Origin of the sequence: Nibribacter ruber, assembly GCF_009913235.1 — a bacterium.
GTDB classification, from domain to species: Bacteria; Bacteroidota; Bacteroidia; order Cytophagales; family Hymenobacteraceae; genus Nibribacter; species Nibribacter ruber.
Genome location: NZ_CP047897.1, coordinates 1,949,471 through 1,968,015, shown reverse-complemented (window position 1 = coordinate 1,968,015; position 18,545 = coordinate 1,949,471). Strand labels below are relative to the sequence as shown.

25 protein-coding genes are annotated in these 18,545 nt (G+C 50.0%); 12 read left to right on the top strand and 13 right to left on the bottom strand.

Translation table 11 applies throughout. The annotated features are described in order from the left end of the window. Positions 1-283: 283 nt before the first annotated feature. Positions 284-952: a C40 family peptidase gene (locus GU926_RS08430; RefSeq protein ID WP_232058470.1), complete on the bottom strand. Its 669-nt coding sequence runs from the start codon at positions 950-952 to the stop codon at positions 284-286. 64 nt (positions 953-1,016) lie between these two features. Here GU926_RS08430 and GU926_RS08425 point away from each other — a divergent pair, with 64 nt between their 5' ends. Then, the gene (locus GU926_RS08425) at positions 1,017-2,429 is read left to right on the top strand and encodes an FAD-binding oxidoreductase (RefSeq protein ID WP_160690885.1); all 1,413 of its coding nucleotides are present in this window, start codon (positions 1,017-1,019) and stop codon (positions 2,427-2,429) included. A gap of 399 nt (positions 2,430-2,828) precedes the next feature. Here the strand turns inward: GU926_RS08425 and GU926_RS08420 are convergent, their stop codons facing one another. Beyond that, complete coding sequence (locus tag GU926_RS08420; RefSeq protein WP_160690883.1) at positions 2,829-3,791, bottom strand: YheT family hydrolase; 963 nt, start codon at positions 3,789-3,791, stop codon at positions 2,829-2,831. Positions 3,792-4,027: 236 nt separating this feature from the next. On the opposite strand from GU926_RS08420, the gene GU926_RS08415 reads away from it, so the two are divergent. After that, a complete protein-coding gene (locus GU926_RS08415; RefSeq protein ID WP_160690881.1) occupies positions 4,028-4,231 on the top strand; it encodes a hypothetical protein in 204 nt (67 codons plus the stop codon). A gap of 89 nt (positions 4,232-4,320) precedes the next feature. Here GU926_RS08415 and GU926_RS08410 read toward each other — a convergent pair whose 3' ends face one another. Beyond that, positions 4,321-6,708, bottom strand: coding sequence for an endonuclease (locus GU926_RS08410; RefSeq protein ID WP_160690879.1), 2,388 nt, complete (start codon positions 6,706-6,708; stop codon positions 4,321-4,323). A 64-nt stretch (positions 6,709-6,772) separates the two neighbouring features. Further along, positions 6,773-7,204, bottom strand: coding sequence for a hypothetical protein (locus GU926_RS08405; RefSeq protein ID WP_160690877.1), 432 nt, complete (start codon positions 7,202-7,204; stop codon positions 6,773-6,775). A gap of 1,346 nt (positions 7,205-8,550) precedes the next feature. Between GU926_RS08405 and GU926_RS08400 the strand changes: the two genes are divergently transcribed. Continuing rightward, positions 8,551-8,811: a hypothetical protein gene (locus tag GU926_RS08400; RefSeq protein WP_160690875.1), complete on the top strand. Its 261-nt coding sequence runs from the start codon at positions 8,551-8,553 to the stop codon at positions 8,809-8,811. Then, positions 8,808-9,926 (top strand): T9SS type A sorting domain-containing protein, encoded by a 1,119-nt coding sequence (locus GU926_RS08395; protein WP_160690873.1) that lies wholly within the window; start codon positions 8,808-8,810, stop codon positions 9,924-9,926. Before GU926_RS08400 ends, GU926_RS08395 begins: the two co-directional genes overlap by 4 nt. Positions 9,927-10,070: 144 nt before the next feature. Here the strand turns inward: GU926_RS08395 and GU926_RS08390 are convergent, their stop codons facing one another. From GU926_RS08390 to GU926_RS08355, 9 genes are all read right to left on the bottom strand, one after another. Then, positions 10,071-10,370, bottom strand: coding sequence for a hypothetical protein (locus GU926_RS08390; RefSeq protein ID WP_160690871.1), 300 nt, complete (start codon positions 10,368-10,370; stop codon positions 10,071-10,073). A 545-nt stretch (positions 10,371-10,915) separates the two neighbouring features. Further along, the gene (locus tag GU926_RS08385; RefSeq protein WP_160690869.1) at positions 10,916-12,259 is read right to left on the bottom strand and encodes a tyrosine-type recombinase/integrase; all 1,344 of its coding nucleotides are present in this window, start codon (positions 12,257-12,259) and stop codon (positions 10,916-10,918) included. Then, positions 12,249-12,488 carry a hypothetical protein gene (locus GU926_RS08380; protein ID WP_160690867.1) on the bottom strand — a complete coding sequence of 80 codons (240 nt, stop codon included), beginning with the start codon at positions 12,486-12,488 and terminating at the stop codon, positions 12,249-12,251. Before GU926_RS08380 ends, GU926_RS08385 begins: the two co-directional genes overlap by 11 nt. Before the next feature lie 106 nt (positions 12,489-12,594). After that, complete coding sequence (locus tag GU926_RS08375) at positions 12,595-12,882, bottom strand: STAS-like domain-containing protein (protein ID WP_160690865.1); 288 nt, start codon at positions 12,880-12,882, stop codon at positions 12,595-12,597. Further along, a complete protein-coding gene (locus tag GU926_RS08370; RefSeq protein WP_160690863.1) occupies positions 12,879-13,838 on the bottom strand; it encodes an ATP-binding protein in 960 nt (319 codons plus the stop codon). Before GU926_RS08370 ends, GU926_RS08375 begins: the two co-directional genes overlap by 4 nt. Beyond that, on the bottom strand, positions 13,819-14,265 hold the full coding sequence (locus GU926_RS08365; RefSeq protein WP_160690861.1) for a hypothetical protein: 447 nt from the start codon (positions 14,263-14,265) through the stop codon (positions 13,819-13,821). Before GU926_RS08365 ends, GU926_RS08370 begins: the two co-directional genes overlap by 20 nt. A gap of 10 nt (positions 14,266-14,275) precedes the next feature. Further along, the gene (locus GU926_RS18585; protein ID WP_262886162.1) at positions 14,276-14,407 is read right to left on the bottom strand and encodes a hypothetical protein; all 132 of its coding nucleotides are present in this window, start codon (positions 14,405-14,407) and stop codon (positions 14,276-14,278) included. A 53-nt stretch (positions 14,408-14,460) separates the two neighbouring features. Beyond that, positions 14,461-15,150, bottom strand: coding sequence for a hypothetical protein (locus GU926_RS08360; protein ID WP_160690859.1), 690 nt, complete (start codon positions 15,148-15,150; stop codon positions 14,461-14,463). Between the two features lie 84 nt (positions 15,151-15,234). After that, entirely contained in the window at positions 15,235-15,618 is a 384-nt protein-coding gene (locus GU926_RS08355; protein WP_160690857.1) for a helix-turn-helix domain-containing protein, read from the bottom strand. 122 nt (positions 15,619-15,740) lie between these two features. Here GU926_RS08355 and GU926_RS08350 point away from each other — a divergent pair, with 122 nt between their 5' ends. From GU926_RS08350 to GU926_RS18580, 8 genes are all read left to right on the top strand, one after another. Continuing rightward, positions 15,741-15,959 carry a hypothetical protein gene (locus GU926_RS08350; RefSeq protein WP_160690855.1) on the top strand — a complete coding sequence of 73 codons (219 nt, stop codon included), beginning with the start codon at positions 15,741-15,743 and terminating at the stop codon, positions 15,957-15,959. A 67-nt stretch (positions 15,960-16,026) separates the two neighbouring features. Then, positions 16,027-16,359 (top strand): helix-turn-helix transcriptional regulator, encoded by a 333-nt coding sequence (locus GU926_RS08345; protein WP_160690853.1) that lies wholly within the window; start codon positions 16,027-16,029, stop codon positions 16,357-16,359. A 4-nt stretch (positions 16,360-16,363) separates the two neighbouring features. Next, the gene (locus GU926_RS08340; protein WP_160690851.1) at positions 16,364-16,930 is read left to right on the top strand and encodes a nucleotidyltransferase family protein; all 567 of its coding nucleotides are present in this window, start codon (positions 16,364-16,366) and stop codon (positions 16,928-16,930) included. A gap of 15 nt (positions 16,931-16,945) precedes the next feature. Beyond that, on the top strand, positions 16,946-17,182 hold the full coding sequence (locus GU926_RS08335) for a hypothetical protein (RefSeq protein ID WP_160690849.1): 237 nt from the start codon (positions 16,946-16,948) through the stop codon (positions 17,180-17,182). Positions 17,183-17,194: 12 nt separating this feature from the next. Further along, complete coding sequence (locus tag GU926_RS08330) at positions 17,195-17,563, top strand: hypothetical protein (protein WP_160690847.1); 369 nt, start codon at positions 17,195-17,197, stop codon at positions 17,561-17,563. Next, positions 17,532-17,756, top strand: coding sequence for a hypothetical protein (locus GU926_RS08325; RefSeq protein ID WP_160690845.1), 225 nt, complete (start codon positions 17,532-17,534; stop codon positions 17,754-17,756). Before GU926_RS08330 ends, GU926_RS08325 begins: the two co-directional genes overlap by 32 nt. A 222-nt stretch (positions 17,757-17,978) precedes the next feature. Beyond that, positions 17,979-18,365 carry a hypothetical protein gene (locus tag GU926_RS08320; protein ID WP_160690843.1) on the top strand — a complete coding sequence of 129 codons (387 nt, stop codon included), beginning with the start codon at positions 17,979-17,981 and terminating at the stop codon, positions 18,363-18,365. Then, entirely contained in the window at positions 18,362-18,490 is a 129-nt protein-coding gene (locus GU926_RS18580; RefSeq protein ID WP_262886161.1) for a hypothetical protein, read from the top strand. Before GU926_RS08320 ends, GU926_RS18580 begins: the two co-directional genes overlap by 4 nt. Positions 18,491-18,545 lie beyond the last annotated feature (55 nt).

Genomic DNA, 18,545 nt, shown 5'->3' with positions numbered 1-18,545 from the left:
AACTTCTTTGGGAGGAAGAAAGAAATCTCCAATGGAAAGAGATCATGAGGTTGGTCAGTGAGTTGACACTACAAAGATAACTACTTATTTACTTTACATGCCAAGTATTTATTCAACATAATTGCAAGAAACTGTAGCACTTATCCACAATTGCTTCAATAAGTAGTGGGTAACTGGGTTTCCTGCTGTGAGATGCTCACCGCAAGGCTTTGATTCTTGCAAACTCCTTAAAGAAAACGGCCTGGTGTTAACAGACAAATAAAAAAGCGGCTGGCCGTTGGTACTAGATACCGGGCCTAACCGCTTTTATGAAGTTCTTTTTATAATAAGGGGCAAACAGGTTGTCTTCTTTCACGCCCAGGGAGGTAGAGGAATGGATGAAATAAATCTCATTGTCATTGACCACCTCTGTGATGATGCCGGCGTGCGTAATGTTGCTGGGGCTTTGCGTGGAACTGAAGAAAACCAGGTCGCCGGCGCGCAGCTCACGGGTGCTCACCGTGGGGCCGTAGCGGCTCTGTTCACTAGAGGTGCGGGGCAGCTTTACGTCAATGGCCTGGAATGAGGTGCACAGCAGGCCAGAACAGTCCATGCCCACGCGGGTGGTGCCGCCAAACTTGTAGGGAGTGCCCCTGTAAGAGCGGGCCGTAGAAATGACCGTGGCCACTTTTTTGCTGCTGTACACGGCGTCTTTGCTGCTACGGCTGTTTCTGGCGGGTTTGGTTTTAATTTTGACAAGCCCTTCTTTCTTCTTTGTTTTGGAGAAGAAGCCAGATTTCTTGGCCATGCGCCGCTGCTGCCGCTCGGCCTTTTTGAGCTCAGCAATCTCCTGCGCAGACCGGTACGTCTCCTCTGGTTTGCTGAACGTAGAATAAGAAGACTTGCCGCAGGAGGCCGCCAAAAAAAGGAGTCCTAACAGAAGTAGCGTTGAGTGTTTAGAGAATGTAGTCAAAGCTTTACCTTAGCAAAAGTTTTCCTTGGAACGTTAAAGTTACTTCTTTCAGTCTTTTTATAAAATGAAATTTAACCCCGTCACCCCAGAAATAGTAGCCACTTTGCAGCAGATTGTAGGTGAGGCGTATGTGCTCACCGCTGCCACGCCAGAAGAGGTAAAACGCTATGCCCATGATGAGACCGAAGACCTGCACTACTACCCAGAGGTGGTGGTAAAGCCGGTTAATACCCAGGAGGTGAGTCAGATAGCGCGTCTCTGCCATGAGCAGTACATTCCCCTCACCCCCCGGGGAGCAGGCACCGGCCTGAGCGGCGGCGCGCTTCCCGTGCACGGCGGGGTGGTGCTCTCCATGGAGCGGTTCAACAAAATCATACAGATTGATGAGCGCAACCTGCAGGCCACCGTAGAACCCGGCGTGGTGAACGAGGAGTTTCAGAACGCCGTCAAAGCCAAAGGCCTGTTCTACCCGCCAGACCCGGCCAGCAAGGGCAGTTGTTTTCTGGGAGGCAATCTGAGCATGTCCTCGGGCGGACCCAAAGCGGTCAAATATGGCGTGACGCGGGACTATGTACTCAACATGGAGGTGGTCTTGCCTACCGGCGAAATCATCTGGACGGGCGCCAACGTCTTAAAATACTCCACGGGTTATAACCTTACGCACCTCATGATTGGCTCTGAGGGAACCTTGGGCATCATCACCAAAATCGTGTTCAAGCTTATTCCGTTTCCGCCGAAGAATGTGGTCATGCTGGTGCCGTTCAGGTCCTCAGAAGAAGCATGCGCCGCCGTGGCGCAGATCTTCATGGCCGGCATTACGCCATCTGGGCTGGAGTTCATGGAGCGCGAGGCTTTGCAATGGTCCTCAGACTACCTCAAGATTGACGTGCCCCTGCCCGAGGACATTGAGTCTCACCTCATCATTGAACTGGACGGTTGGGATCTGGATTTGCTCTACCAGGATGCCGAGCGCGTGTACGGCGTACTGGAGCAGTTTAACACCGGCGAGGTACTGCTGGCGGACACCGAAGCCCAGAAAGAAGACATCTGGCGTCTGCGTCGCAACGTGGGCAACGCGGTGCGCTACAATTCCATCTACAAAGAAGAAGACACCGTGGTGCCTCGTGCCGAGCTGCCAGCCCTGTTGAAAGGCGTGAAAGAGATTGGCCAGCGCTATAATTTCAAGTCGGTTTGCTACGGCCACGCCGGTGACGGCAACCTGCACATCAACATCATCAAAGGTGACATGTCTGACGAGGACTGGAACAACAAGCTCACTGAGGGAATAAAAGAGCTCTTCAGGCTGTGCGTGGCCCTGGGCGGCACCATCTCTGGCGAGCACGGCATAGGCCTGGTGCAGAAGCCCTACATGCACATTGCCCTGCAGGAAAAGCAGTTTGAGCTCATGCGGGGCATCAAGAAAACCTTTGACCCGCACGGCATCCTCAACCCCGGCAAAATCTTTGAGATGGCATAAGAGAGTTCTGAGTTGCGAGTCCTGAGTCCTTTTAACGACGAGGCCCATAGGTACAACCTATGGGCCTCGTCGTTTTTGGCATGTTTTCCAGGAAACAGCCCAAAAACGGCTTAATCTGGTTTGATGATGCCAGTAGAAAATGCAGCTAGCTTCGTGAAAGGGCTGTTAGCGTTTCTGATGCGCAAGTGAAAGAAAATAACCTGCTCCGGCTTCATCCATTGATAACCCAAGAAGTTATAGGGACTTTCAATGTATCTTAAATGCCGGGAACCTGCCAGCTCAAGGGCTTTCCAAATTTCATCCTTTCCTCGAACAACAAATAACTAACAACCAAGAACGGCTCCACCTGAAGCATCCTTCGTTTTTGGCCTGTTTTCCAGGAAAAAGCCCAAAAACGACTTATACCCGGCCCTGCAAAAACTCAATGGCCCTGCGCTCTGAATAATAGATGCCGGTGAAAAAGCTTTCGGCAAAGCCTACGTGTCCGCCGGACTCTGGCATCTCCAGGTAGAGATTGGGGTTCTGCTGGGCCTGTTCCACGGGAAAACATTCAGGTGACAGGAACGGGTCATTCTTGGCATTTACCAATAGCGTGGGCAGCCGAAGGTGTTTCAAATGCAAAGAGGAGCTGCAGCGCGCATAATAGTCAGCCGCATCTTTAAAGCCGTGCAGCGGGGCGGTGTAGCGGTCATCAAACTGCTCAAAGGTTTTTATCTGGTGGTAGTCTGCCAGGTCCACCGTGAACTTCTGGGCTTTCAACTTCAGTTTCTGGTGCAGCGTGTTCAAAAAGCGGCGCATGTAAATGCGGTTCTGGGGCTTGGCCAGCTGGGCACAGGCGCTGCTCATGTGGCAGGGCACCGAGAAGACCGCCGCCCGTTTCACCTGCATAGGTACTTTGTCGGCCCATTGTGACAGGTAGTTGAGCGTAAGGTTGCCGCCCATGCTAAAACCCACCAGGTACACCGTTTCATAGCGATGTTTGGCCAGGGCGTGCTCAATGACCAGGTGCAGGTCTTCCATCACGCCCATGTGGTAGGAGCGGAGCAGGTGGTTGGGCTCGCCGCTACAGCTTCGGTAGTTCCAGGCCAGAGCGTCCCAGCCGGTTTGATTGGCCGCCTTCACCATGCCCTTCATGTACGGCCGCTGCGTGTCTCCCTCCAAGCCATGGGACACAACCACCAGGGTGCTGGAGCCCACAATTGACCAGTCCAGGTCCAGGAAATCCTGATCCGGGGTATCAATGCGCTCACGGGTATAGGAGACCGCTGGTGCCTTGCGCAGAGTACTGGGCAGGATGGTCTGCAAGTGCCCGTTAAAGAGAAAAAAAGGGGCACGGTAGGGGCTGGCAGGGAGTAAGGGCATGGACTTCGTTTTTGGGCAATTTTTCAGGAATCAGGCTGAAAACGGCATCGGTAAAAATAAACCTTTTTAGAGGAAACAGCAAAAATGGCCTGTGAGTGCGTGGCTTAATTGGATTTATTTTCGTTTAACTGGTTTATGTGCCCGTTCACCGAGGTCTGCCCGCTGTACAGCCAAAAAGCAAAAGGCGGCGCGTGCGATTGGATATTTTTGTAGGGTCATTTAAAAGAATTACTGCTATGCTGTATTGGGGGAAAGGGAACGAAGAATCTACGGCGCTTGTGCAAAAGAAGGCAGCAGGGGCAACTCGTGTCAACGATGCAGAGGCAGGTTTCCTTTCTATTGAGGATTTCAAAAAAGCCGCCCTTACCCGCCTGGCCGCCTTAAAGGCCACCTACTTGCAAAAGCTGCAGGCCCGGCCCGAAGGAGAATCTAAACCATAACAACTAAGTCAGCCAAGTAGCTTACTATTGCCCATAAAAAAAGCGGGCTGCCCACGTGGGCAGCCCGCTTTTTTTATGGGCTGGTTCTTCTACTTCAGTACTATGCGTCTGGTAGAAGTGCCTTGTGGCGTGAATACTTGTAAGAAGTAAACACCTGCCGGCAGATGGCGCAAGTCTAGAGTAGTAGACGAATTTTTAGAAGCCGCAGTGGTGCTATGCACTGTTTTTCCTATGGCGTTCAATACCTGTATGCGCTGAATCTTGAGGGCAGCCGGAGCCTTAACTGTTACCACGCCGTGGGCCGGGTTAGGATATACCAGCAGCTGCGCTTCCAGTTCCTGCGGAAGGCCGGTAGTGGTCAACGGGTTGCCATACAAGGTCACGTCATCAATGTTCAGGAATTCTTTGTCTGAACTGGTTTTCAATGCCACTTTCAGCTGCACAGAGGTAGTCCCGTCTGGGATTTTCACCAGTAATCTGGAAGGGGCGTTTTCTGCGGTAATGGTAGGAAGCGCTGCACCCGTGAAAGTTTTCACCAACGGCGTGCCGGCCATGGTCTCTAATAGAAGCGTGCCGTCCATGCCGTACCGGGCATTGTTGTCAGAAGCGTCTCCGGTGATTTTGATGTCTGGCGTAGCAGAGAAGGTAGCACCATTCAGGGCGGTGTACACCTCCAGGTAATCACCCGCCTCAATGCCGTTGCCGGTAGTGGTAGATACGGAGCTGTTGAACAATTCAACCAGCACGTCTTTGTAGCCAGTAGTAGTCACCGATTTGAAGACAACCTCCTGCGCCGTAGTGGTTACTTGCAAGGACTTGGTGCCTCCGTGAATGCGCTGGTTGGCAGGTGTACCCGTGTTGACTGTAGAGCTAGTGAAGCCCGAAGTTACTTCCCAGCCGTCTGTAGCCGTTTCTTCAAACGTCTGACGCGCCAGAACGCCGGTAGGAAGCGGTCCGCCGCCGCCTGGCAAGGTTTTCACCTGAAGCGCCGCCGGCGTAGCAGCATACTGCCAGCCGTTAGAGCAGCTTTCAAAAATGGCTACGTGGTATTCGGTGTCGGTTTTAAGGCCAGTTACGGTGAGTTGGGTGCCGTTGCCCACATACAGCAGGCGAGAGCCGTCTGCCTGGGTTGCCGCCTGACCGTAGTTGCTGTTGGCGCCGGTGTAGCTGGTGCCTGCCAGCGGGGCAAACGTTCCTGCCTGGGCTTCTTTTATCAATACCAAGCGTCCGTCTCCATTGCCTGCGGTCATAGAAAGAGTGAAGCCGGTAGAAGTGATGGTAGAAGAGACAACGCTGCTTACATTCTGCGTAGGAGCTCCCTGGCAGGCATAATCTGGCAAAGTCACCTGGCCGATTGGTGCCGGGGCAGTGCTGTAGGTGTTGTCTGAGCTGCAGTATTCAAAAATCTGAACATGGTAGGTCTTGGTAGCGGTCAGGCCGGTCACGGTGACAGAGTCGCCGGTGTTGTTGTAGACAATCTTCTGCCCGCTACCTTGGTCAGTGGCCAAAGAGAAATCTGCGTTCACACCCGCTGTGTAAGCGCCGGCAGGAGTGAAGTTAACCGCTGAGGCTTCGCGCACTACCACCAGGCGTCGGTCGCCGCTGCCGCTGGTCCAGGTTAATTTGAACGAGGTTGGCGTGGCTTCAGAGAAGGTAGGCTGGCTGGCGGCCGTGGTGGCCGAGCAGGCCACTGCGGCAAAGCCATAGGCACGGGCCACCAACTCTGGGTAGTCAATGTATGGATTGCGGTTTCCCTGGGCCTGTTGTACGCGGCCGTTGCGCTCTAGCTCACGGGCGTCTACCGGGTCTTTCAGGTGCCAGCTATACAAAGTCTGCATATCAGCAACGGCGCTGGGTACGTTTTTGCCGGCGTCAAAGGTCTGGCCTTCGTGCATGGTGTAAAAATAGAAAACCGCGCGGGCTAAGTTTCCTTTATGGTCCTCACGCGGTTCAAACTGGGTGCCCGTATCTTCACTGTACTCGTCAATGTTAGACGTAGGGATGGCGGTCTGGAAAGCCAGCAATCTTATCCATTTCTGGGTCTGGGCATCGGGAATCTCCGCAAACGGGTCGCTGCCGCGGTCACTGTTCCACTGCTCCACGGTGGGGAACAGGTGGTGGATGTCGGTTCTCATGCGCTCTACCTCGTTAAACCAGGACTGGGGCACGGTGTGCTCACAGTTCAAGGCGCTTAGAGAGGGAGTAGAGTTGGTTTCGCTGTAGGGGTTGCTCTCCTGGTAGCCGGAGTAGACACAGGTCACCTTGTTGTCGTAGTTGTCTACGTAGTTGTACATTTTGCCTCTGGCGGCGCTGTAGCTCAGCACTACCCGCTTGCCGTCATACCAGTTCTGACGAAGCCATGATTTAAGTTCTGATCCTGCCAGGTTGGCGGGTGGGGCAGACTGGGCAAGTACGCTTGAAACACTTGACCAACCCACCAGAAGTACCAGCAGGAGAGGGCGTAAGAATGTTCTCATGTAATTAGGTTATGGAAGTGGGTGCAAAGGTACCAGAAACTCCTGAAGCAGAGCGCCTCTGAGGTTAATTTTCGGTAAAAAATGCCGTGTAGTCTGTCTGAGGTCTTTCCTGAAGCCAAAGTAGCGCCTCCCTCTCCTCGGTAAAGAACTGCACGTCCAACGGCTTAATAATCTGCGCCATCTTGATGAGTTGCTCTATGGACATGTGGTTGTCCAGGTACTTAGACGGGATGAGTGCTAATTTTTGGATGGGCAGGTTTAAGAAGTTCTCCAGCCAGTGTGTGAACAGCCAGTTCTCATCTGTAAAGTCAATCTCCTGCATCTCTTCCAGGTGCAGAAACCACTTGTGAAGGTGAAAGGCCTCCGTCTTTTCCAACAAAGCCTGGGCTATCTGCTGAAACTCTCGGCTGAAGACAGCTCCGCACCATTTAGCGCTCAGCAGGCTGTCTTCTTCTCTCCAACTCATGATGGCATGAGTGGTAGTTAATTGTGACATGAATATGCGTTTCTCAAAAGCTGAAAGGGAAATGCAAAAATAGAATAAAATAAAATAGAATGTGTGGATATAGCTGATAATTAATTATTTATATAGGATGTAATAGGATTATATATGGAATTTAATTGAAATATAAGGTTTTAGGAATTTTATTGGAAAGGAAAATGAAGAAGCAAGAGGAGGTGTAAGCTGGAGTTGTGCGTGAATGTGTACGCGGCAGAAACAAAAAAGCCCTTCAGATTTCTCTAAAGGGCTTTTAAAAATATAACTGTGGTTGTGAAGGCTCCTCTTTCGGGTTTCGTGGTTGCATACTCTCTGCCAAATAGTGTATTTGATGCGAAGACTGCATGGAAACGGAGAGGCGGCGGCACGGGTTCCAATCTGCAAAGGAGGGATTCAATTACTATACGGATGACATCAACAAAAGAGGGCCTACCAAAACTCAGGGTACCCAGTCAGGCCTAAAAGGTTTCCATCCAGAATACATACCCCACCCGTCTTTGACAAGCCACCAGTGGGTGCGTATCAAACTTTGGCTGTTCTCAACAGGGTAGTGCCTGTAGCATCTGGATTTAGGCAACCAGCTCACCGCTCAAAAATTTATCAATCTCATGAAGGTCATATTTTGGTTCTCATAAGTGTTGGCTCATTTTAGACCAAGTTAGATAGGAATGGTATTATGCCGGAAAATCCCCTGCATTATCCGAACTTTCCCCAGATTACCGAGTATATACTAGAGTCACAGGTATTTATACCTATGGCAGCGACAGACATCCACTTTCCCTCGGTGGAAAAGAGAGGAGCCGCACCTCAGGTGCATGGCGGCTCCGTACAGGCCTTCGGGGACTAGGACATCGCAGCCTTGGCCCACCTTTACAGGCTTGTCAGACATTTCCTCTCGTATTAATCATTCGTGCCTCGCGCCCAAGTGCAGACAAACCGGACGCCCATCGGTCAATATAGGACCGGTGCGGCAATCCAAGGTTCTTGGACAGGTCTTCTGCCGCCCCTTCAGCCGCTGGTTACCGCCAGCCCGACTTTGCCTCTCCTTTTCAACCCTGCTGTGATTGCCCTTCCACGCTAAGGACTTAGCCTCGGGCAGCTTATCTGTTACCCCCTTCGGCGGCTTTCCCAAAAGGCCGACGCACGATTGCCTGTGCCTAAACAGAAAGCGCCATGCCCCGGACTAAGTACATTGCCTGCCATTGTAAAGATTCGATTGAAAGATTTAACACCCAGTAATTATGGAGAAATTTTCCTTACCCCGTCCAACCCTTTCCACAGCCGCAAGCGGCGGCAGAAAGGTGTCCCCAGTAATCCATACCACATCCCTCAACCTCCAAAAAATGAGACCTGCCACGTTCTGGCGCACCGCCCTGACACTGATGGCGCTACTGCTGGTATCCTTCACCTCCTCGGCCCAGGTCACGCTGCCTCCTGAGAGCAGATGTACCTCCAAGGACCTGGAACTGGTGGACGCCTTCCTGGACGTCTCCGCCTGTCAGGCCTGTGAGCCAGGCGACGTGATTACCGCGCCGCTGCTGCTGTCCATCGCCAACAAGACGGGCTCCACCCGGACCAGCTTCGCCTTCTGGGGGACATCGTGATAAAGGACGGCTCCGGCACCGTGGTCTACCAGGCCGAGATTACTGGCTGCAAGGGCCCTATCGTGAAAACCGACACCACCACGCTTCCCTTTGCTGTAGTCGTAATTAGGGAGATAGTCAATTCCACTTCCTCCGGCTCAGGGATAACCGGCTCCGAGATTTCCTATGAGTGCGGCTCGACCATTGACTTGACCAACCTGTTCCTAGCCTGGACCGATGCCGCGAAAAAGAGCACCTGTGAGACTCTGAAACCCAACCTCATCGCTCCTAAGTGCGGGACCCTGCCTACCATCGCAGTGTCCACCGGCCTGACCGCCTCTTCCGTGGCGACCAACGTTTCCTGCTCCGGCGCTGGGAACGGCGCGATTAACGCATCGGTGTCTGGCGGCTCGGCCCCCTACACCTACTCATGGGTGGCCACCGGCGGCGGCGTCATCCCGACCGGGCAGGCGGACGACCAGGACCTGACCGGGCTGGTCTCCGGCACCTACACCCTGACCGTCACGGACGGCAGTGGCTGCCAGGCCATCACCTCAGAGACAATCACACAGCCTGATGCAGTCCTGAGACCGGCGGTGACGATAGTGGAGCCTTCCATCTGCGCGCCTTCGCCCAATGGCTCGGTGACGGTGACCTCGCCGGTTGGCGCGGACTTCGAGTACAGCAACGACGGAGGCACTACTTGGCAGGACTCGCCAATCTTCAGTGTGGCGGCGGGTGCCGGCTTCAGCATCACCGTCAGAAGCAAGAGCAGCGGCTGCGTGTCGCCTGCGACCGACTGTGACAACTATGATGATGAGATAAGTGCTGCCCCGGCCTCCCTGAAGGCGCCAGCCTCCTCAGGCACTGCGAAGGATGAGGGGATGGTCGCCTACCCCATCCCGTTCGGCGATAGAACCACCGTCGAGTTCAGGTCCGCGAGGGGAGAGGAGTACGTGATAAACCTCTATGACATGAACGGCACCTTAATCAGACAGCTGAAGTCCGGTAAGGCCAAGGCTGATGAGGTCGTAAGGGTCGAGGTGGACGGACGGGGCATGAAGGAGGGCGTGTACATGGCCCGCAAAATCAGCAAGTCCGGCATGAGTTCCATTAAATTGCTCAAGAAGAACTAGATTGATAGGATGATGACTGGTAGGGTGCCGGCGGATGTTTGTTATGCCGGCACCCTATTTTTATGCATGCCCCTTAGTAAAAAGTTTCTTTCGCTAACCCCTTTGGGTAGGCGTTGCGCTTTGGGAGTAGATGGACGTAGAATTTTAAGCATTAAACTTAACCTGTGGTTTAAGCTCGGAAAAATGTGAGTGGGGTGCGAGTAACGCCTTCATTACCCCGTCTTTGATTGTGATTCTCAGAACCACCAAGCCGCCCGAAGCCCTAAGGGAGTAGTAATAGGAGAAGTGCTTCTCTGATTTTTCAATGTAGTCCAATGGGAAGAAGTCATCGCTGAGGGTCTGCAGATTCAAGGATGAATCGGATGAGGCGGTATCGAAGACGTCATAGCGCAATGCGCCTTTGTCCATGAATGACAATATCCTACTGTCTACTTCAGTCTCCATAAGCCATAGCTTGATTTGAAAAACACCAAAACATTAAAAAAGGTATTTATACGGATAGTATAAATACAGGTTGTTGCTAATAAAATTGATATGTAACTGATAGAGAGCGCTTAATCCTCTGGTTAGGTATGGGTTAGTAGGCTTTCCTGGGAATGAACGTAAGGTGCAAGGTTGGTCGCCAGTATGCCGTGATTGCAGTCTAACTCCAACAAAGCCCGACTTGGTTAAGTCAGTAGAGGTAAAAAAATTACTGTGATGGATTATCGGATTTACCTAGGAGAACAGCCTGGATTGTAAAGTTGTACGTATATGTGTACGTCCTAAAAGAAAAAGACCTGTAAGATGTTGTCTTACAGGTCTTTTTAAATTTAACTGTGGTCGCGTAGGGAGTTAATTAACGTCTTCAACCTAAATTAGCCTTAATAAAAACGGCCTCCTAGATAGCTAGAAGGCCGTTCTTGGTTTCTGTAGAGCTGTTTGGGCCTGTTTGGGAAAAATCAAAACGCTCCCCAAAACGCTCCCTGAATCCTGCTCTTGATATTGCACTAGCCTACCATCATGACGCCGTCTCTCATGCCAACGCCGGCAGAGCCCTGCTTGAAGGCCCGGCCCAGTTCTGAGGTGTTCACGCCCACATACCGGTTGAAGCTGCTTTCCGTCTTGTGGCCGGTGGCCTGCATCACAATCCTGGAGGGAATGCCCTGGTAGAGCTTCAAGGTGGCAAAGGTCTTCCTGCCTATCTTGGTGGTGAGGGTAAGACGCTTTATCCCCACCAGCTTCTGGATCTCTTTCAAGTACTCGTTGACCTTAGAGGCCGGCTCCGGGGGCATGCAGGTGTTGTACTGCAGGTAGTATTTCATGACCATCTCCTTCGGCTTGAAGAGGACGTCATCAAAAAACGGAATGTAGCAGTCGTTCAGGGTTTTGGTGGCCGGCCGTATGATCAGGCCCTGCTGGTGGTTTATGTCCAGCATGGTGAATGAGAGCGCGTCGCTGATGCGCATGCCGGTATAGCAGCACATGAGAAAGATGTCGCGCGCCTTTTCCACAGACTTGCACCACTGGCCAAAGCGCATGCTCCCCTCCAGTTTGATGACTCCCTTCTCCTTGTAGCAGGTGAACAGCTTCTCCTTCGTTTGCGGGTCTTCAAAGTTGAGGTTATAGATGGCGTGCAGTTCTGAGGCCGAGAGCGCGTCTACGCCCACGTAAATCTCAGGGCTGGAGAACAGCTTGTACTTCCGGTTGACCGGCGCGTCATGCTGGACCTCTGCCCATTTCAGAAACGTTTTTAGGCGGTCTATGTGCTTGCCGAAATTATTCACCTTCTGCTTCTTGTCTATGAGCAGGTGCTGCTGGAACTCCTCATAGAACTTCAGGTCCATTTCCTCAAAGGTTATCTCCCGGCCGCGCGCCTCCTGGAACTTCTCAAATCTCTTGATGGTGGAGGTGATGCCTTTTATGGTGCTGTCGGCTAAGGGCTTGCCGGTGGTCAGCTGTATTTTACTCTGCTGGTGGGAGCGCCATTTATGCATGAGGGTGAGAAAGGCGTTTTCCTGAAAAAAGGCCACTTCCTGTTTTTCTTCCTCTGGATCCACCGCCTCGTAGAATTCCTTCAGCAGCAGGTCCTGCGTCAGGATCCTGCGCCGGCTCTTGTACCTGGTGGCAATCTCCTCCAGTATACTTTCCCATTTTATGAGCCTCGCGTTGATTTGTTTGTGATAGTGGTCCCCACTGGTGACAAGCCGCATGCCACCGTCCCAGTTCTCCGGAAGGCACTGCTCCCCGGTCTCAATGTAGAACCTGGCGCCGTCCAGGTGAACGGTGAATCTGATGGGGGCATAGCCTCGCTTGTCCGGCCGGTCTGATCTGATGTTTCTCTTAGTCTTCATTTGTTGTTTCGCATGGGTTTTGGTTTGACAATTGATTCAGGCCCGCCTTTCCCAGAAGGAGGGATTGAATGTGGGCAAGTGTTCTTTGGATGATGTAGCTCTGCTCCAGCATCAGGATGCGCGTCTCTTCGCAACTTCCGCAGACCAATTCTACACTTTGGTGGTTGTCACCCACCTGGTTGGCAATCATAATCACACTGGGTACGCTTGTTTGTCTACTGGTACACATAGGGCTAAAGATTGGTGAAAGCCATATGTTGCCTGTCTGAAAATGTTTATACAAAAAAAAGCCGCAAAGTTAATTGCGGCTTTTTTTAAAATTTTAGCATGATATCCTATCTATCCTCTAAAGCACTTTGAATACCAATCCTAATTATCGTCTTTAAGTCGTCAGTGGCATTAATAAGCCGAATTCTTTGAAAGAAGCTGTCTCCTCCCAACTCAAGGTAAAGTTTGCCAAAGATCTGTTTTGCGCAGAAAGTTGCCATTGACTTAATCTCTTTGAGATCAATGTCTAACTGCTGGCAGGTCTCAAGGTCTGACTTAATAAGGTTATAAATTTCATCACCAACAAGTCTGTCACTGATAATAGGAGCGAAATTGTCTAGCGATAATGTTTTCATGCAAAATTGATTTGAATGGTGCCTCTTGTTTTAACATCCTCTGGAAGGATGTCTGTTAATGATACAGCATTAGCAATGGGTAAAGATAGATATACAATGCTTCCCTGCCAATAACCACATCTCCTCACTTTCTTCCTACCTCCACTATTGGAATAAGTTGCTCCTTGGGATATGATCTGAAGCCTCCCCTTGGTTTTTGTGGCAATCTCATCTAAAATCCACAAACCATATCCCATGTGATTGGTTAATTTTTTTGATGTAACTCCCTTTTTTACAGCTTCTAATAGTATTTTTTCAGGGTCTAAGTTCTTGGTAGACAAACTCTTTCCCAAGGTAGTAATTATGCCGTTACCTGTGTCTGCACAAGCAATTTCTATTTTTTGACTATTCCCATTCGCCACTATTATGGACTTCGTGTCATCAACTGCATGTTCCCAAAAGTTCAAGAGTATCTCTGAGAAGGAAAGGAGTATCATTGACACTGCTTTTTTATTTTCACTATAGTACTGCTCAATTAACGGGTAATACTGCCAATTTAATGAATTGTGATTGTATTGTTTTTTTCTTAGTAAAGCCTGTGGTGCAATGATGAAATTATCTTTGTAGGAAATTTTAAGATTACTCATTTCCTTTTCCTCTTCTTTGGAATTAGCCATCAGAGCATGTACTAGTTTTTTAAAACCATACTTGTCAAGTACATTATCCGAATCAGGATTATAAAGTAAAGTTGGCTGCGAAAAGCAATTATTCGCAAAAGCAAAGTCCATGATTTTGTAAATCAACAACACTCCCAGCATAGAAGCTTGTTCAATCTTACTAATATTAAGCCCAAACCCAGACTCTTGCTTGTTTTTTAACGAAAATATTGGTTCACAGGAGTTTATAAAATCAAAAATGTTGGCATTTGTAAAATGTTTAGGAGCACTAATTAATCTTTTAAAATTTTGTGAACTCATCTGTATACATGTCTAGATGATCAAATTCATACTTTATATCCTTTTTCCGAGGTTGGACTTGGACCTCTTTAAAATAATCTAGCAAAGCAATAGAGATGTTGTGAATTCTAGTATCGAGGAATAGGCTATTTTTCCTGATAAACATATCAGTCTCTACAATTTTTATTGATAGTTCTTGAGCATCATAAGGGTTGATTAAGGATAGGCTATCAAATAAATGGTAAAGACTTTCTTGAACTGTTACCTTTCTGTTATTGATAATTGCCGCCTTGTTTATTTTGATATCCCTATTCTTCAAAACTCCCTCTACCCAAAATCGTCCTAGTAATCCTAGTATGTTAACAACAAGTAGGGCTATCAAGCCTACTGAAAGGCTTTTAAGATTTTCTACATGTTGTATAATTAGTTCTGCTACATCCTTTTCCATTAGACTGATTTTAGTTAAAAAGCCACTCCCAGGCCTTGCTGATCAGCCAGCCAATAAGAGACGCGGCGGCTATCACGGCCAGGATCTTGTTGCCGAGCTCCCGCCACTCCCAGCGGTCACAGGGTAGGTTAAACTTTGGCATAGGAGAGGGGATGATTTTTGGCCTGTTTTCCAGAAAACAGGCCAAAAACGGAATTAAATGTCTTCGCCGTTAGCGGTTTTGATGAGATTTGACAATCTATAAGCGTCAGCAATTGCTTGCTTTTCTATTTTTGTCAGAGTAATATCTTTGTAATACTGGTCTCCATTCAGTCTAACCAGTATTTTCTTTTCAACATTTTGAGCAATAAGCGCAATTATGCCATTCTCTTCATCTGAATCGTAGGTGATTGATTCCCATACAGTGCCACCAGAATTATCACGGCGGTTGCTGTCATCATATGAAGGGATTGCATCAGAATCTATTCTTTCTTCACCAACTTTTACACTAACACTCTCGTGAAATAACCAGTCATCTCCTGTGTAAAAAGAGCGCAGCATAATGTGACCGCTGTCAAACACAGTGCAGGTTAAGGCATTTTTTTCAGGATAGCCCTTGCCCCATACCTTATGGTCATACCAGCCGCGACCGCTCATTTCGTCCTTGTCATGATGAAAGCTTTTCTTGAGTGCTATTATTTGCTTCTTAGCGGACGCGATCCTCTCTTCTTTTAGTTTGATTGACTCGGCATCATTAGCATCTGATGGTGTCAAAGAGGCGCTTTGGGCTTTCTTATTTTCTGGGGAAGAAGCTGTTTTTGTTTCATCATCACTCAAGTAGCCGATAAAGAGTAACGCAATAATGGCAAGGAACAACCCACCAATGATTTTGCCGAAGTTTTTCATAAAGGGTTTAGTAAGGGTTTAATCTATAGTTTGTGTTTAAGGTGATTCAATCTTTAATAACTGTACAATTCAAAAGGTAAACGCCTACTTACTTCTTAGCACCTCAATTAATTCTTCCTTATCCTTTAGCCTTTGCTCAAGGCTTGCCTTCTCTACTTGGCACAATTCTAATTGGTGCTTCAGGTCAAAGCTACTTTCTCCTCCAAGGCTAATTGTCTGATTGTTCTTCCCCACCTGCTTGGCTGCCTGTATTTGGCCAGAGTTGGAGATATTATTTGGTGCGTCAATAAAGTGGCTAACTGGGAGGTTAAGCAATTCGCAGATTTTTAGCAGGTACTTTATTTCAAAGGAATCCTTTTTGTACAGCCTGTAAAGGTTGTTGGCTGTAATCCCTATCTCCTCTGCTATCTCTTCAGTTTTGAATGAAGATTTAGCAATCTCCTGTTTTACTCTCTCTCCAAGTAACATAATTTTTGTTTTTAACTGGTTGTGTATCAGGGCTTGTACAAATAATGGTGAAAATATATTAGTGAATATTTGCAACCAACTTGAAAATATGATAGTATTGTACAGTAAAGCATTCACAAAGTATGGAAAACCTTACAGAAATAAAACAATGGCTTCGTGGCGGGGACTACCAGGTAATCAGGGAGCTGGTTCCGGGTACCTCTAAAAGCACCATCATGTCGGTGATGAGCGGCAGAAGGAACCACGCCAAAAACAAGGGGGCCAAAATCTTTGAGGCCGCCAAAAAGATAGCCGAGTCCAGGAAGCAATTGTTGGAGCAGGCATCTGTACAGCCCAGATAACACAAACCGTTCCGAAGTGTCTTAAATAGTTCCAATTAAATCAAGAATTTATACACACCCACTCCACATGGTAGACTTGAATCAGATAGCAATGAAGGGCGACATCGCCATCGCTAAAGAGGAGATACTCCAGAGCATCATGTCATTGGTGGCACCTGAGCTGGCCAAGCTCAACGACCGCTACATGACGGTGAAGGAGATTGCGGAATTCACCAAGCACAGCCAGGCCACCGTCCGCAAATGGATGAACGAGGGCAAGAAAGACCGCTTCGGCTACCCTGTGAAACTGGAGCACGCCGAGTTCAGCCACGGCGATCTGCGCGCCCTCCGGAGCGAGGTGATCAGGTTCGGGCAGGTAAAGGATGTCGAACCGCAGGTGCAGCGCCGCAAAACCGCCTAACGCCATGCAGCTAGCCGAAGCCAGAAGAATAGCAGAGTGGTTCACCCGCCACCTGCGTGAGTCCTGCCTCAGAATAGAGGTGGCCGGCTCCATCAGAAGGGAAAAGCCCGAGGTGAACGACATTGAGTTGGTGGCGATCCCAAGGTATGAGACGCTACCCGCGCCCACCGACTTCTTCGGCGTACCCAGCGGAACCGGCCCCATGACCAACATGCTCTATGAGGCGCTCAGAAAAATAGAAAGGGTCCAGTGGATAAAGCCCAACACCACAGACATCATAGAGTGGCCCCTCAAGCCCACCGCCAAATGGTTCAAGGGCTACATACCCAGCAAAGACCTGAAGATTGACATCTTCACCGCCACCCGCGAGAACTGGGGCCTGATCTACGCCATACGCACCGGCTCCGCGGAGTTCTCCCACCAGAAGCTGGCCTGCCAGTGGGTCAAGTACGGGTTCCACAGCAAGGGCGGCACCCTCTACAAGAACGGCAAGCCCTTTCCGGTACCAGAGGAGAAAGACCTGTTCAACATCATCAAAATGCCGATTCTGGCGCCACAACTGAGATTTTAACTTAAATAAATAGCCATGCTAAAATTCTTTAAAGACGCTTACCCTTGTCTGCGTTCCGGTGGCACTCACTACTACAAGCAGACTCTAAGTAATACCATTCATGTTCTCAAAAAGCCTGGACAGGGGCTGATCAATGTCCTAGACACCAAAGACATTGTAAACTATCTGGATAAACCCGTCACCGAGATTGAAGAGCAGGAATTCACTCAAGCCGCAGGTAATGTTCTTGCAGACCTTACGCTAGCTATCTAACCTATTTTACCCATGGAAGCAAAAATCGAGTGCACCGCCTGTGGCTGGAAGGGAAGCCAGAAGCAAATGGTAGAGATACCAATGGGAGAGGACCGCAGCGTTGAGGTCTGCCCGGACTGTACGCATGAGGAGTTCTACCTGGAGCAGCTGGACGCGCTGCCGCTGAGACCCATCCTCAGACTGGTGCAGAGACTGAAGGGCATCTACCTGCAGGAGAAGCACCTGCTGCTGGAGGACTGCAAGGCCGGCCGCATCACCGAGCTGGACTTCTATTCCATCGTGGCCCGGCTGGACTGTGACATTGAGGCGCTGGACCTGCGCATTGTTGGACTTGAGAACTTAGAAAGCAATGGAGTTAGCAGAGAAGCTGCGCATTCTTAGGCGCGACCGCGAGTTCCTGGAGGAGGAGGCATGCCACGCCGTCACCCTGCGCGAGGCCATTCACCCGGTCGCCTCCCCCAGACTGTACCAGGAGACCTGCGCCCGGGTGGCCGGCCTGCAAAAGTCCATAGAGAGAAAGGGAGAGGAAATCGCGCTCCTGGAAAAAGAGAACCGAGATGGAGGCCAGCCTTAGCGATTTTCTGAAACGCCTGGAGAGCCACCAGCTGAGAGCCGCCGTCTGCTTCTCTGAGGGACCGGGCGATAAAAGGCACAAGGTGCCAGAAGCCTTCGGGGTCACCAAGAAGACCCTTTTCGAATACCAGCGCCGTGAGCGGAGACGGTCTGAGGCAATCAGAAAGAAAGCCCAGAGAATGGCCGCCATCATCAACAGCAAATACCACATACCCACACTACCATGGAAACAAATCAAATCAGTACCCAGAAGCGCAATCTTATCCGCAACCGCGCGCTCATCATCGGCGACCGCGAGCAGATCAAGGTGATCCAGGACCATAACCTCCGGATCCAGGGGATCAAGCCAGTGGCCGTCCCCACCAAAAACGGAAGCAGGACCGCAGTGCTTTTCAACTGCCTCAACAACCGCTGCAAAAAGAGAAACAGCTACATTTTCTCTCAAGCCTTTGGAGAATGGTACCTGTTTTCCAAACAATTAGGAAGGTCAATATTATTTAGGCAAGAGCTTACAAGCGGAACGCTGTCCTGCGCATGCGGCCACCAGTACAGCTTCAGGAACGACTTAGACGGGAAACTGGGCCTCTACTCTAAACAGGATGAGGCATGAACATAACTAATTACAAGCGGCTCATGGCCGTGCTTCTGGTCAGCCTGGTGCTGGCCATTGGCGGTAAAGAGGCACGCAGTTTCTGCTGCCGGTTTTTACCAAAGGAAATCATCATCAAGAAATAGGGTCTGCAACAGGCGGTGGCAACAGGTGAATAGGGAGGACACGCCCGACATCACC

Bases quoted from the DNA above. Each gene is read 5' to 3' on its own strand.
- GU926_RS08345 (WP_160690853.1), top strand. From the start codon at position 16,027: ATGGTAGACTTGAATCAGATAGCAATGAAGGGCGACATCGCCATCGCT.
- GU926_RS18580 (WP_262886161.1), top strand. From the start codon at position 18,362: ATGAACATAACTAATTACAAGCGGCTCATGGCCGTGCTTCTGGTCAGC.
- GU926_RS08330 (WP_160690847.1), top strand. From the start codon at position 17,195: ATGGAAGCAAAAATCGAGTGCACCGCCTGTGGCTGGAAGGGAAGCCAG.
- GU926_RS08405 (WP_160690877.1), bottom strand. From the start codon at position 7,204: ATGTCACAATTAACTACCACTCATGCCATCATGAGTTGGAGAGAAGAA.
- GU926_RS18585 (WP_262886162.1), bottom strand. From the start codon at position 14,407: ATGCCAAAGTTTAACCTACCCTGTGACCGCTGGGAGTGGCGGGAGCTC.
- GU926_RS08335 (WP_160690849.1), top strand. From the start codon at position 16,946: ATGCTAAAATTCTTTAAAGACGCTTACCCTTGTCTGCGTTCCGGTGGC.
- GU926_RS08355 (WP_160690857.1), bottom strand. From the start codon at position 15,618: ATGTTACTTGGAGAGAGAGTAAAACAGGAGATTGCTAAATCTTCATTC.
- GU926_RS08375 (WP_160690865.1), bottom strand. From the start codon at position 12,882: ATGAAAACATTATCGCTAGACAATTTCGCTCCTATTATCAGTGACAGA.
- GU926_RS08325 (WP_160690845.1), top strand. From the start codon at position 17,532: ATGGAGTTAGCAGAGAAGCTGCGCATTCTTAGGCGCGACCGCGAGTTC.
- GU926_RS08340 (WP_160690851.1), top strand. From the start codon at position 16,364: ATGCAGCTAGCCGAAGCCAGAAGAATAGCAGAGTGGTTCACCCGCCAC.
- GU926_RS08320 (WP_160690843.1), top strand. From the start codon at position 17,979: ATGGAAACAAATCAAATCAGTACCCAGAAGCGCAATCTTATCCGCAAC.
- GU926_RS08400 (WP_160690875.1), top strand. From the start codon at position 8,551: ATGAGACCTGCCACGTTCTGGCGCACCGCCCTGACACTGATGGCGCTA.
- GU926_RS08380 (WP_160690867.1), bottom strand. From the start codon at position 12,488: ATGTGTACCAGTAGACAAACAAGCGTACCCAGTGTGATTATGATTGCC.
- GU926_RS08365 (WP_160690861.1), bottom strand. From the start codon at position 14,265: ATGGAAAAGGATGTAGCAGAACTAATTATACAACATGTAGAAAATCTT.
- GU926_RS08415 (WP_160690881.1), top strand. From the start codon at position 4,028: ATGCTGTATTGGGGGAAAGGGAACGAAGAATCTACGGCGCTTGTGCAA.
- GU926_RS08350 (WP_160690855.1), top strand. From the start codon at position 15,741: ATGGAAAACCTTACAGAAATAAAACAATGGCTTCGTGGCGGGGACTAC.
- GU926_RS08410 (WP_160690879.1), bottom strand. From the start codon at position 6,708: ATGAGAACATTCTTACGCCCTCTCCTGCTGGTACTTCTGGTGGGTTGG.
- GU926_RS08370 (WP_160690863.1), bottom strand. From the start codon at position 13,838: ATGAGTTCACAAAATTTTAAAAGATTAATTAGTGCTCCTAAACATTTT.
- GU926_RS08420 (WP_160690883.1), bottom strand. From the start codon at position 3,791: ATGCCCTTACTCCCTGCCAGCCCCTACCGTGCCCCTTTTTTTCTCTTT.
- GU926_RS08360 (WP_160690859.1), bottom strand. From the start codon at position 15,150: ATGAAAAACTTCGGCAAAATCATTGGTGGGTTGTTCCTTGCCATTATT.
- GU926_RS08385 (WP_160690869.1), bottom strand. From the start codon at position 12,259: ATGAAGACTAAGAGAAACATCAGATCAGACCGGCCGGACAAGCGAGGC.
- GU926_RS08425 (WP_160690885.1), top strand. From the start codon at position 1,017: ATGAAATTTAACCCCGTCACCCCAGAAATAGTAGCCACTTTGCAGCAG.
- GU926_RS08390 (WP_160690871.1), bottom strand. From the start codon at position 10,370: ATGGAGACTGAAGTAGACAGTAGGATATTGTCATTCATGGACAAAGGC.